The sequence below is a fragment of the Mesorhizobium sp. M6A.T.Ce.TU.002.03.1.1 genome (assembly GCF_003997275.1).
Lineage (GTDB): Bacteria > Pseudomonadota > Alphaproteobacteria > Rhizobiales > Rhizobiaceae > Mesorhizobium > Mesorhizobium mediterraneum.
In genome coordinates this window covers 1-11,605 of the sequence record NZ_RZTI01000164.1, presented here as the reverse complement: position 1 = coordinate 11,605, position 11,605 = coordinate 1, and the positions used below count along the sequence as shown (strand labels likewise).

Sequence of the window (11,605 nt, the reverse complement as noted above, 5' to 3'; positions counted from 1 at the left end):
AACAAGCAGGCCACGGTCAACACAGCCGAGACCAGCGAAGCCCGCCGCGAGCGCCGGCGCAGCCGCGCCTGACGCTTTCGGCTACCCGGCACTTTCGTCGAGGCGTCACGACCAATGTCGGAATTACAATGCTGAAAAAGGCCGGCAAGGTTTCCCCCTGCCGGCCTACCTCACCCGCCCGTGGGTCGGTTATCCCGTATCAGAACGATCCCATCTGAAGAAAACCGGCCGTATCGCCACTACCGGTTGCCGCCAAGCGCCGAGGCAAGGCGCACAAGCGAGAGGAACTCGGACCGGTACCCAAACGGGTCTGCTCCCCGGGCGGCAGTGGCAATCTCCACGATCTTGTCGTAGCCGAACTTCGCGGTCGCATCCTCGTCGCGCAGCTTCTGGCCGAACGCCGCGACGGCAACCGAGAACCGCTGGTCGGTGCTGGCCTGGTTGAAATCAGCCACTTCGTTGGCTGATGTCACCGGCGTGGTGATCAGCTTCGAGGCATCCTCGTTCGGCAGCTTGTAGCGGATCTTCACGAAGGCATATTCGTCGGCGTTGGCGACGCCGCCATTGTTCACCGACGCCTGGCCGTAGCGCAGCGGATCGATCTTCTCGCCGCCGTTGCCCTTCGGCGTGATCTCGTAAATCGCGGTGACCGAATGGCCGGACCCGATCTCGCCGGCATCGACGCGGTCGTTGTTGAAATCCTCGCGGTTCAAGGCGCGCGTCTCATAGCCGATCAGCCGGTATTCCGAGACCTTGTTCGGGTTGAACTCGACCTGGATCTTCACGTCCTTGGCGATGGTGAACAGCGTCGAGGACGCATCCTCGACCAGCACCTTCTCGGCCTCCGCCAAAGTGTCGATATAGGCAGCGGTGCCATTGCCGTTCTGGGCAATGGTCTGCATCATTTGGTCGTTGAGATTGCCGCGGCCAAAACCGAACACCGACAGGAACACGCCGGTCTTGCGTTCCTGCTCGATCAGCCGCTTCAAATCGTCATCGTTGGTCTGGCCGACATTGAAGTCGCCGTCCGTGGCCAGCATCACTCGGTTGACCCCGTCCTTGACGAAGGATTTCTGCGCCAGCCGGTAAGCTTCCTTGATGCCCGCCTCGCCGGCCGTCGAGCCGCCGGGCGTCAATGTGTCGATGGCATTGAGGATCTTGTCCTTCTCCGAGACCTTGGTCGGCTCCAGGACAGTGCCGGCGTCACCCGCGTAAGTGACGATCGAGACTGTGTCGTCGGGCCTCAACTTGCTGACCAGAAGCCGGAAGGCCGACTGCAGGAGCGGCAGCTTGTCCTGCTCGTTCATCGAGCCCGACACGTCGATCAGGAACACCAGATTGGCCTTGGGCTGCTCGGCCGGCTTGGCGTCGAAACCCTTGATGGCGACATGCATCAGCCTGGTATGCTCGTTCCATGGCGTCGGCATGACGCTGACGGTCGAGTTGAACGGCGTCGAGGCAGTGTCCGGTCCTTTCCAGTCATAAGGGAAGTAGTTGATCATCTCCTCGACGCGGACCGTGTCGGCCTGCGGCACAACACTTTCCCTGAGCGAACGCCGCACGAAGGAATAGGAGGCCGTGTCGACATCGATCGAGAAGGTCGAGACCGGGTCTTCGCGCGCCGTACGCACCGGATTGGTCTTGAAATCCTCGACGCGGTCGCGGTTTTGCTCCGGCAGCAGCATCTGGTCGGCTGGTGCGGTCGAAGGCTGAGCCATCAACCTGGATTGGGCGACAGTACCGGGCACACGGCCAATCTGCGCGGCGCCATCGGCTGCAGGAGCCGTGGTACTTGAACCGCCAGCCAGCGCCTCGCGAGGCGAGGGCTCGGGCGCATTGCGAGCCAGCATATCCTGCTCCACCAGGCCACCCAGCGCATTCGATTGGGGCTTCGGCGGCGATGCCGGCGCAAGCGCCTCGGCCGCGGCGCGGCTTTCGGCGTCGACATCAGCTTTCTTCTGTTTGTCGGCCTCGGCCACGGTGAGCGGCCTCACCGTGGCCGGCGCTTTAGCCGCTGGTTTGTCGGCCAGCGTTTCGGTGATCTTCTCGTCCCCGCCGGAATGGAACGGCTGCTCCTGCAGCATATAGATGGTGGCGTATCCGGCGATCGGCAGGGCGACGAGCCCGGCAATGGCCGGCGTGGCGAAGAGTTTCTTTTGCATGATTTCGCTCCAGAGCTTTTGTGCTCGCTCTATGAGACGAAGCCCGTTCGCCGATCCTTGGGTGGCAGGTGAAGTTTTTTCGTCCAGGTCGTAGGCGCGCATGGCAGCCTCGAAGGCACGCGCCTTTGCGTCGGCACCCGGTGCCGGTGCTGCGATATCGCGCAGCCTCTTGAGTTCGTTGTCGTCGACCATGATCACACTTCCCCGGTTGAACGCACGAGCGTCTGCAACCGTTTCTTCGCTTCATGGATGTGCCAGGAAACCGTCGTCTCCGAGATCCCCATCGCCTCGGCAGCGGCTGCGTGGCTCAGCCCTTCACCATAGACGAGCAGCACCGCGTCGCGCTGCTTGCCCGGCAGCATCCGCACTGCCGCCCAAAGCGCCTCGGTCGGATCTTCAGGCTCGGCTTCTCCCGAGATCAGTGCGTAAGCGCCGTAGGCGTCGGTCTTGACCGTCTCGCGGGCGGTCTTGCGCATCACGTCGCGTGCCGCATTCAGCGTCATGGTGTAGAGCCAGGTGGTGAAGGCGCCGCTGCCATGATAATCGCGGATCGCCCGGCCAAGCCGGATGCAGACTTCCTGGGCGACATCCTCGGCGTCGGCCTTTTTCCCGCACCAGCGATAGGCGGCGCGATAGACGAAGTCATAGTGCCTTTCGAGCAATTTGCCGAAAGCCCCCCTGTCTCCGTCCTTCGCCCGCCCGATCAACTCGGCGTCGGAGGCTTCGCTTTCATCCAGCATCATCGCCATCATTGCCTGTTGGACGAAGGCTAATGGCGATTCCTTGGGATGATGGAAGAAATTTTTTGGGAGGCGGTCACTTGAAGACCATCTGCGCCCTACCCGAGCGTCTCCGCGAACAGCGTCGTCAGCCGCTTCCAGTGGCGCTCAGCGCCGGTTGCATCGAAGGCGCTGTGGTCCGGCGCGCACCAGCCATGCGCCATGCCGGCATAGTTTTCGATGACGTGGTCGACCTCGGCCGTGCGCAGCGCTTCGGCCAGCCGCGCCGACTGTTCGGGTGGGAAGCTGCGGTCCACACCAGCCGTGCCGACATAGACCCGCGCCTTGATCGACGCAGCCTTCCGATGCGGGCTGTCGGCAGCATCGCTCGCCAGATTGCCGCCATGGAAACTGGCGGCGGCAACGATGCGGTCGGGATAGGCCGCGGCTGCATTCAGCGCCCGCGCTCCGCCCATGCAATAGCCGACGGCGCCGACTGGTCCGGCCACGCCTTCGGCATCGAGCGCATCGAGGAAAGCGCCGCTGTCGCGGATGGTCATGTCCTGGGTCGTGCCGCTGAGAAGACCCGTGATGACGGCCTTGCGCTTCTCGTCGCTGAATGCGGTCGTGGCCTCGAAAGGGCCGTAGGGCGCGTTGCGGTAGAAAAGGTCCGGGACCAATACCGCGTAATTGTCGCCTGCAAGCCGTTCCGCCATTTGGTCGAGCGCCGGCCGCGGGCCAAAAGCGTCCATATAGAGGATGATAGCCGCCTTGGCCGGGGCTGCCGAGCGGAACAGACCGGCTTTTGCCAAGCCGTCGCTGGTTTTGATCTGAATGTCCCGCTTCGCCATCACCACTCCTTTGACTTGTCGTGCGATAGATATCCGCGCAGTCCGTCAGGGCAAGTCGTAATGAGGCAACCGCATTCAAGATTCCGTGCGGCATTCGGCGATGCTAAAGACGCGCAAACGCCGCCATGTGAAAAGCTTGAGCCTCTGGGGGATAGCGATAGGCCGTGCCATAGGGACAGGCGTTGCGATCGAGACAACCGCCGGTTCGGCAAGGCGCGCCGTTTTGCCCACGCACATGCGCCAGACACGTTTCATGCGCGAAACCATCCGCAGAATACGCGTCGACCGGACAGGATTTCAGGCAAGGTTTTTCCAGACATGCATCGCAAAGGTGAATCACGTCGCGAGGTTCTTGGAGCGCAATCTCGTCCTCGAACAGCAGCGCGCCGCGATAGGCGTGCCAGAGCCCGTATTGCGGATGCATGAGGATGCCGAGCGGCGACGGCTTCAGTCCCTCCGCCCGCTTCGCCCATTGCTGGAACGGCAGATACGGCCTGTCGGACGGTGACACGGCACGCGCGCCGAATTTCTTCGCCACCGCGCCGATCACTTCACGCGACCACGTATCGAGCGGATTGGCGATGGTTTGCGGTTGGCTTCCTTTCCAGCGCAGGAAATGCGGCCACGGCGCAGCGCCCGCCTGCCCCACCAACAGCACGGATCTGGCGGCAGCGCCAGAGAGACCGGAAGGTGCTTGCTCGCCGTCCGTAAAATTGAAGCCGCCACGAAGCATGAGACCGTGAGCGGAAAGCGCAGCCGCGACGGTTTCGACCATGCTGTGCTCAAGGAACTCTGTCACCCTTCGATCCTTGAAAACGGGATTACTCCCCTTTTCTCAAGCGTCTCACGCAAATTATCGGCGTAGCGATGCGCAAACGCCTCTACTTCACCTTTGGGCCGGGCAAAATAGCGGTCATAAAGTGTTGAGTAGTCCTCACCTTGGGCGAACGGCGCTTCCACTTTTCCAAGCCAATCAACCCAGTGACCGATCTCATGCAGAAGCGTGCGATAGAGCTGCGTGGCTCGCACGGAATCGAGTGAGGTGGAAACGAGATGCTTCTTCCCAACCCGGCTGACTTTGTGACCATCCAAACGAAGTCTGTCCAACTCTGCCGCATCCTCAGGGTCCAGCGATGTGGACCATTCGATGGTGTCGCCAACGTTACAGGCTTCCAAAAATAAGGCCGGACCACTTTTTTCGATGGAGGATCCGCGAAAACCAAGATCGGCATAATAAAACATTCGCCCCCACGCCGGTCTGAGTACGCGCGCTTTTCGCGTCGGTTGGCGCAAGACAAATGTTTCCAGCCCGGCCCAGTCAGCGAGAGGAACATGAGAGAGAAGGAAGACCACATCTTCGACCGAGCATGCGTGAACACACCCACCGCTCGTCTTTTCGACAATGAGTGTTACGTCACTGCCATTCACCGTCCTGCGCAGCATCTGGCCAGGATTGAGCTGCGCCGCACACCATCCAGCGGATATCCACGGTCGGGGAACGATCATGCGGTTGTTTTGCCCATGGCCCTGCTTCGGCGTGCCAATATTCCGGTTTCGCCTGACTGGATTGAAAGGCATCCGCACCCGTCCCCCGATAAATCGCTCATCCATCAAAGGTGAACGCCTTCAGCTAGGCGAGCGGAATAGCACGGGATCGCGGTGGCCACCAACATGCTGGCTGCCGGTCGCTGAGCGGATTGATCACGGTCGTCCCCCGCCAACGCAGGAAATGCGGCCATGGCGCGGCGCCCGCCTGCCCCACCAGCAAGACGGATCTGGCGGCAGCGCCAGAGGGGCTAGGTGGAGGCGCTTCACATACTGCGAAATTGAACCCACCGCGAAGCATGAGACCGTGAGCGGCCAAGGCCTTGCCAACGCCTTCATAACGAGGTCGCGACCCGTGAGATTGCAACCCAAAGGACGTCACATCGGACATAGTCGCCTTATGAAGCTCGTAAGCTGCGTGACTCTCGTTTCGGATCGTGAGGGCGGGAACACCCCGAGACCATATGGCTCCAAGCCTTCCCCCGATCATCGACGATCGTCAACCAGCACCTAAACCCGTTTTCGTCATCCGAGCAGACAGGGGCATCAATGATATTCCGAGACAGGTCAAACTCCACCTCGATCGAACAAGTTTGAAGTTTCAAGCCGCGAACCGCGGCTTGGGCCTCAATCATGGAACGATACCGTCCTATCATCGAAGCGAAGGCTGGCAATGTCGCGGAAGACTCTTCTGACAGGTCTATTCGAATTTTGGACGTCGAATTTTCTTGTGCCAATGAATGGAGTTTGCCAACGCCCCAGTAGCCATTAACGTCGTTGTTACGGCTCACGAACGATCTGGCGATATCGATCGCAACACCCTTGAAAACCTTCCTTCGAGCCATATCGGTCTCCGGGCAAGCGATGTCCGAAGACGTCGGAGGGGCGGACTCAAATCATCCCTTTCGGTCCGGGTCGGAGAAGGCGCTCCGCCAGACTTCCTTGTGGATGATGTTGGCGACTTTAGCCCCGCCTGACTCGGGCTCCTTTCAGGTGAAGGCGTCGGCCATTGACGCCTTTTTCCTGCCGATGAAATCCTTCAGCCCGTCGTCGATGCCCGGATCGAGATACGGCGCCTCGTAGCTTTCCAACCAGCGGCGGGCGAGTTCGTTGGCGCGCTGCGGCGCGGTCTTTTCGCCTTCGGCCAACCACTGCTCGTAGGAATTGTTATCGGCGATGTTGGAACGGTAGAAGGCGGTCTGGAAATTGGCCTGGGTGTGGTCACAGCCGAGATAATGGCTGCCTGGACCCACCTGGCGGATGGCATCCATCGCCTGGCCGTTTTCCGACAGGTCGACGCCTTCCGAGAACTTCTGCGTCATGCCGAGCTGGTCGATGTCCATCATGAACTTTTCGTAGCAGGAGGCGAGCCCGCCCTCGAGCCAGCCGGCCGAATGCAGCACGAAATTGGTGCCGGCAAGGATCGTCGAGTTCAGCGTGTTGGCGCTCTCGTACGCCGCCTGCGCGTCCGGGACTTTCGAGGCGCACAGCGAACCACCGGTGCGGAACGGCAAGCCGAGCCGGCGCGCGAGCTGCGCCGCGCCATAGGAAACCAGCGACGGCTCCGGCGTGCCGAAGGTCGGCGCGCCCGACTGCATCGAGATCGACGAGGCGAAGGTGCCGAACAGCACCGGTGCGCCCGGCCGGATCAGCTGCGTGAACGACGCGCCGGCCAGCACTTCGGCCAGAACCTGGGTCAGCGTGCCGGCGACCGTCACCGGGCTCATCGCGCCGGCGAGGATGAACGGCGTGACAATGCAGGCCTGGTTGTGGCGCGAATAGACCTTCAGCGCCCCCAGCATGGTCTCGTCGAACACCATCGGCGAATTGGCGTTGATCAGGCTGGTCAGCACCGTGTTGTTCTCGACGAAATCGTCGCCGAACACGATTTTTGCCATCGCCACCGTGTCCTCGGCGCGCTCCGGCGCGGTGACCGAGCCCATGAACGGCTTGTCCGAATATTTGATATGACTGTAGATCATGTCGAGATGGCGCTTGTTGACCGGCACGTCGACCGGCTCGCATACCGTGCCGCCCGAATGGTGGATCGACGGCGCCATATAGGCGAGCTTCACGAAATTGCGGAAATCCTCGATCGTTGCATAGCGCCTGACGCCGTCGAGGTCGCGCACGAAGGGTGGTCCGTAGACCGGCGCGAAGACGGTGGCGTTGCCACCGATCTGCACTGAGCGCTCGGCATTGCGGGCGTGCTGGGTATAGACGGACGGCGCTGTCTTCAACAGCGAGCGGCAGAGGCCTTTCGGGAAATGCACGCGCTCGCCCTTGACGTCGGCGCCGGCCTCTTTCCACAGCTGCAGCGCCTCGGCGTCGTCGCGAAAGATGATGCCGATCTCTTCGAGCACCGTGTCGGTGTTTTTCTCGATCAGCGCCAGCCCTTCCTCGTCCAGCACCTCATAGACGTTGATCTTGCGCTTGATGTAGGTGAGCTGGGTGCCGGGGCCGCCACCCGAGCGCGCTGCCCGCCGGGCAGCGGCACCACCGCTGGCGGCACGTCCGCGCCGCGCGTTTGACGCTTCCTGGTCGACCGGCGCGTTCTCACTCATGATCGTTCTTCCCTGACTTTTGTTCTGGCATAATTGTTACGGCCGCATATTGCGCCTTCTGGCCGGATCGTAGCCATGCACCCTATTCGAAACGGCCCGCCAGCGCCAACGCCTGTCGCAAAATCGACAAGAATTCCAATAGATTTGCGGTCGCTTTCCTTTTGCGGGAAGTCGCAAATCAGCTATGGACGCAAGGCTGTAGCGGGTTAGGTATTGACGTGATATTTGAGGCCCCGCAACTGTATCCGTGCGGCAAGGAGCTGGATTAAAAATGGCCGACGACGAGATCATCCTTTCCGAGCTTTCCGACGACGAGCTCGTGCAGCAGATGCACGACGACCTTTATGACGGGCTGAAGGAAGAGATCGAGGAAGGCACCAATATCCTTCTCGAGCGCGGCTGGGCGCCTTACAAGGTGCTGACCGAGGCACTGGTCGAAGGCATGCGCATCGTCGGCGAGGATTTTCGCGACGGCATCCTGTTCGTGCCGGAAGTGCTGTTGTCCGCCAACGCGATGAAAGCCGGCATGTTCATCCTGCGTCCGCTGCTCGCCGCCACCGGCGCGCCTAAGCAGGGCAAGATGGTGATCGGCACCGTCAAGGGCGACATCCACGACATCGGCAAGAACCTTGTCGGCATGATGATGGAAGGCGCCGGCTTCGACGTCATCGACCTCGGCATCAACAATGCGGTGGAAAAATATCTCGACGCCATCGAGCAGCACCAGCCCGACATCATCGGCATGTCAGCGCTGCTGACGACGACCATGCCCTACATGAAGGTCGTCATCGACACGATGAAGGAAAAGGGCATCCGCGACGACTATGTCGTGCTGGTTGGCGGCGCGCCGCTCAACGAGGAGTTCGGCAAGGCCGTCGGCGCCGACGCCTATTGCCGCGACGCCGCCGTGGCGGTCGAGACCGCCAAGGACTTCATGAAGCGCAAGCACAACGTCCGCGCTTCGGCCTGAGCTGGCGAGGAGAAGACAGGAGCATCAGTACGGAAGCCCGTACTGATGCTATGATAAAGGCCGATGCGGCGCGTAACGCTGGCATGTCAAAACATTTAGTAAGCGACAGCGATCCGCGTAGCGAACATACCCGATGAAACCATTAAACGGGACGTTGAGCGCGGCAAGCCTTGCTCGGGGCGTTCGGGCGGGTTGAAACGCCTATTCTGACTCTTTCGCCTCTTCCTTTTTCAGGACCGGCGTGTCGGCAGTTGTCGTATTTGCAATGCTTGCGACTTTGGTTTGCTGATCTACGCTTGCAGCTTTGGTTTGCTGATCTACGGAAGCCGTCGTTTTGGTGTGGCCAACACATTCCGCTGCGGCGCCGGACACAGAAAGGCCCAGAGCGGCGACAACTAAGAGAGCGGTCTTCATCGTAAGGCTCCTAGTTTCGTTGTTGAGGGTACTAGAAAAGGGTAACGGCATATCCCCTGCTCGAAAAGTCAAATTTTCGTGCCTGCCCCCGAAGAAAACAATTGCAACAGGCGGACACGACGTCCGCGCCTCGGCCCGATCTCGGCGAATTCGGCATGCACACTAAACCGAGTCGCGCCTTGCAGCGCGACTTTGCTGTTCCCAGATGTTACAAGGACTTAACGCGCATCGCTTGAACTACGTTGATCGCGATGCGCGTTGATGAGATTGCGGATCAGGGATTCTCGACGGTGTCCTCAACCGCGTTTGCTGTCGATTTGACGTCCTTGCCGACGCCGCGGACGGTGTTGGCGCAGGCCGAAAGTGCCAGGGCGCAAGCGAGAATGGCAATGGGTGTAAGGCGCAACAGTTTCATGGACGGTGTCTCCCTCGTTCGATAGATTCGAAACAAATAGCAACGAAACCCGGTTCTATGAGCGCCGTGCAAAAACTACAACCCGATCAAGGCGACAGGCTGCTCGTCATCGCCTGCGGGATGATTGCGCGCGAAGTTCTGGCCGTCAAGGAGCAGCTGGGGCTCGACCATCTCGACCTGACCTGCCTGCCGGCGGAGTTCCATTTCTACCCGGACCGCATCGCGCCGGCCATGGACAAGGCAATCGAGAAGGCCAAGGCGGATGGCTATAGAAACATCTTCGTCGGCTACGCCGATTGCGGCACCGGCGGCCTGCTCGACCGCGTCTGCGAGAAGCATGGCGTCAAACGCATGGCCGGGCCGCATTGCTTTGCCTTCTACCAGGGCATGGACGCCTATGCGAAGGTCGCCGATGACGACATGATGTCGTTCTACATGACCGACTTCCTGTGCCGCCAGTTCGACGCCTTCTTCATGAAGCCGCTCGGCCTCGACAGGCATCCGGAGCTGATCAAGGACTATTTCGGCAATTACGAGAAGCTGATCTATATCGCCCAGACCGACGATCCGGAACTCGACAAGGTCGCCGAGAAGGCCGCGAAAATGCTCGGCCTCGCTTATGAGCGCCGCTCGACCGGTTATGGCGACCTGACGGCGGAGCTGGCCAGCGCCGCACACGGCTGACCGTTCGATCAGGCGGTCCCTTCTTCCGCTGCAAGCGCGGCGAGCACATCGGCAAAGCTCGTCTTGCAGACGAAGCCCAGCCTGTCCCTCGCCCGCGAGGCGTCGTAGACACGGTCGATCGAGGAAAACATCGTCCAGCCTTTCCGCGCATAGAGTGCCGGAAATTCCGGAAAATAGCGCGCCACGACGGACGGTGCGTCGGCGATCAATGCCTCGCAATCGTCGGGTCGGAACGGCGTTGGCGCTGAGACGATGACGATGTCGAAGCCTAGCTGTGGCGCCTTCTCCAGCGCCGCGGCATGAGCCTCGGCGGCATCTTCCACGGTCAGCCGGCGAAACAACAGCTCATTGGCCTTGATGTTGGCGTCCGACTGCTCGATCGCATGCCCCATGTCGTCTGCTTCGGGAAAAAACCTTGCGGTGCGCAGCACGATCACCGGCAGTCCGGACTGAATGTGATAGAGGCGGCAAAGATGTTCGGCCGAAAGCTTGGTGACGCCGTAGATGTTGCGCGGCTCGGGCGACATGTCTTCCGTCAACCAGGCGGCCTTGCGCGCACCGCCGGTCAAGCCGGCGCGTATGGCTTTCGAGATCATCAGCGAGGTCGTCGACGTGAAGACGAAGCGCTGAATGCCTGATGCCACCGCCGCGTCGAGCAGGTTGAGCGTGCCGCGCACATTCGTCTCGATGAAATCCTCATTACGTTGGTGTTCGATGTCAGGCTTGTGCAGCGCGCCGCTGTGGATGATCGCCTCGATGTGATTTTTGCTGACCGTCCGCATGACCAGATCACGGTCGGCGACCGAGCCGATCACCTGCGTTTGCACCGACGGGACGGGATCGAGGCCGACGAGGTCATGGCCAAGGGCCCGCAGGCGCGGCGCCAGCGCGCTGCCCAGCCAGCCTGACGATCCCGTAAGCAAGATCCGCATCGGCGAAACCACGAATTTTAACCTGGCCGCTGTTAAGCACGGATGACAGGCCTCCGCGAACGGGTAAGTTATGTGCCAAACGAGAAAACAGGCTGTTCCAGCCATCGACCGGGAAACGCACCGATGATTGCTCGCCTCTTGATTGCCGCCGCAGGCGTTGTCTGCTTCGCCCTGCCCGCGCTCGCCGATGGCGAGGTGCAGAAGCTGATCACGCCCGCCGACAAGGTGAGGCTCGACAAATATGATGAGACGCGTAAGGCCGCCCTTGATGAAGCCAAGGCCGGCGACGCCGCCGAGGTCAAGCAGCTCGACGCCTTGCTGGCAAAGCCGCTGGTCTCGTTTTCCGACA

At 61.0% G+C, this 11,605-nt stretch carries 11 protein-coding genes and 1 pseudogene; 3 read left to right on the top strand and 9 right to left on the bottom strand.

The annotated features are described in order from the left end of the window. Positions 1 to 239: 239 nt before the first annotated feature. The 6 genes from EOC93_RS29875 to EOC93_RS29845 form a co-directional block, all read right to left on the bottom strand. Complete coding sequence (locus EOC93_RS29875) at positions 240 to 2,354, bottom strand: VWA domain-containing protein (protein WP_127206408.1); 2,115 nt, start codon at positions 2,352 to 2,354, stop codon at positions 240 to 242. 2 nt (positions 2,355 to 2,356) lie between these two features. Then, positions 2,357 to 2,911 (bottom strand): RNA polymerase sigma factor, encoded by a 555-nt coding sequence (locus tag EOC93_RS29870; protein WP_127206407.1) that lies wholly within the window; start codon positions 2,909 to 2,911, stop codon positions 2,357 to 2,359. A gap of 89 nt (positions 2,912 to 3,000) precedes the next feature. Beyond that, positions 3,001 to 3,732: a dienelactone hydrolase family protein gene (locus EOC93_RS29865; RefSeq protein ID WP_127206406.1), complete on the bottom strand. Its 732-nt coding sequence runs from the start codon at positions 3,730 to 3,732 to the stop codon at positions 3,001 to 3,003. 103 nt (positions 3,733 to 3,835) lie between these two features. After that, positions 3,836 to 4,507 carry a hypothetical protein gene (locus tag EOC93_RS29860; RefSeq protein ID WP_095486697.1) on the bottom strand — a complete coding sequence of 224 codons (672 nt, stop codon included), beginning with the start codon at positions 4,505 to 4,507 and terminating at the stop codon, positions 3,836 to 3,838. 20 nt (positions 4,508 to 4,527) lie between these two features. Next, positions 4,528 to 5,343 carry a hypothetical protein gene (locus EOC93_RS29855; RefSeq protein ID WP_127206405.1) on the bottom strand — a complete coding sequence of 272 codons (816 nt, stop codon included), beginning with the start codon at positions 5,341 to 5,343 and terminating at the stop codon, positions 4,528 to 4,530. A 923-nt stretch (positions 5,344 to 6,266) separates the two neighbouring features. Then, positions 6,267 to 7,841 carry a trimethylamine methyltransferase family protein gene (locus EOC93_RS29845; RefSeq protein WP_095486699.1) on the bottom strand — a complete coding sequence of 525 codons (1,575 nt, stop codon included), beginning with the start codon at positions 7,839 to 7,841 and terminating at the stop codon, positions 6,267 to 6,269. A gap of 271 nt (positions 7,842 to 8,112) precedes the next feature. Between EOC93_RS29845 and EOC93_RS29840 the strand changes: the two genes are divergently transcribed. Next, a complete protein-coding gene (locus EOC93_RS29840; protein WP_095486700.1) occupies positions 8,113 to 8,811 on the top strand; it encodes a B12-binding domain-containing protein in 699 nt (232 codons plus the stop codon). A 201-nt stretch (positions 8,812 to 9,012) separates the two neighbouring features. Here EOC93_RS29840 and EOC93_RS29835 read toward each other — a convergent pair whose 3' ends face one another. Together EOC93_RS29835 and EOC93_RS29830 are read right to left on the bottom strand one after the other, a co-directional pair. Further along, a complete protein-coding gene (locus tag EOC93_RS29835) occupies positions 9,013 to 9,225 on the bottom strand; it encodes a hypothetical protein (RefSeq protein ID WP_095486756.1) in 213 nt (70 codons plus the stop codon). 274 nt (positions 9,226 to 9,499) lie between these two features. Next, positions 9,500 to 9,640, bottom strand: coding sequence for an entericidin A/B family lipoprotein (locus tag EOC93_RS29830; protein ID WP_095486701.1), 141 nt, complete (start codon positions 9,638 to 9,640; stop codon positions 9,500 to 9,502). 57 nt (positions 9,641 to 9,697) lie between these two features. Here EOC93_RS29830 and EOC93_RS29825 point away from each other — a divergent pair, with 57 nt between their 5' ends. Then, positions 9,698 to 10,324: a DUF1638 domain-containing protein gene (locus EOC93_RS29825; protein WP_095486702.1), complete on the top strand. Its 627-nt coding sequence runs from the start codon at positions 9,698 to 9,700 to the stop codon at positions 10,322 to 10,324. 8 nt (positions 10,325 to 10,332) lie between these two features. Here the strand turns inward: EOC93_RS29825 and EOC93_RS29820 are convergent, their stop codons facing one another. Beyond that, a complete protein-coding gene (locus EOC93_RS29820) occupies positions 10,333 to 11,256 on the bottom strand; it encodes an NAD(P)-dependent oxidoreductase (RefSeq protein WP_095486703.1) in 924 nt (307 codons plus the stop codon). 123 nt (positions 11,257 to 11,379) lie between these two features. Here EOC93_RS29820 and EOC93_RS29815 point away from each other — a divergent pair. After that, positions 11,380 to 11,605, top strand: a pseudogene (locus tag EOC93_RS29815) (DUF4893 domain-containing protein); the annotation flags it as partial.

Coding starts and splice junctions, on each gene's coding strand:
- EOC93_RS29845 (WP_095486699.1), bottom strand. CDS start 7,841: ATGAGTGAGAACGCGCCGGTCGACCAGGAAGCGTCAAACGCGCGGCGC.
- EOC93_RS29875 (WP_127206408.1), bottom strand. CDS start 2,354: ATGGTCGACGACAACGAACTCAAGAGGCTGCGCGATATCGCAGCACCG.
- EOC93_RS29820 (WP_095486703.1), bottom strand. CDS start 11,256: ATGCGGATCTTGCTTACGGGATCGTCAGGCTGGCTGGGCAGCGCGCTG.
- EOC93_RS29855 (WP_127206405.1), bottom strand. CDS start 5,343: ATGGATGAGCGATTTATCGGGGGACGGGTGCGGATGCCTTTCAATCCA.
- EOC93_RS29825 (WP_095486702.1), top strand. CDS start 9,698: ATGAGCGCCGTGCAAAAACTACAACCCGATCAAGGCGACAGGCTGCTC.
- EOC93_RS29830 (WP_095486701.1), bottom strand. CDS start 9,640: ATGAAACTGTTGCGCCTTACACCCATTGCCATTCTCGCTTGCGCCCTG.
- EOC93_RS29840 (WP_095486700.1), top strand. CDS start 8,113: ATGGCCGACGACGAGATCATCCTTTCCGAGCTTTCCGACGACGAGCTC.
- EOC93_RS29870 (WP_127206407.1), bottom strand. CDS start 2,911: ATGGCGATGATGCTGGATGAAAGCGAAGCCTCCGACGCCGAGTTGATC.
- EOC93_RS29860 (WP_095486697.1), bottom strand. CDS start 4,507: ATGGTCGAAACCGTCGCGGCTGCGCTTTCCGCTCACGGTCTCATGCTT.
- EOC93_RS29865 (WP_127206406.1), bottom strand. CDS start 3,732: ATGGCGAAGCGGGACATTCAGATCAAAACCAGCGACGGCTTGGCAAAA.
- EOC93_RS29835 (WP_095486756.1), bottom strand. CDS start 9,225: ATGAAGACCGCTCTCTTAGTTGTCGCCGCTCTGGGCCTTTCTGTGTCC.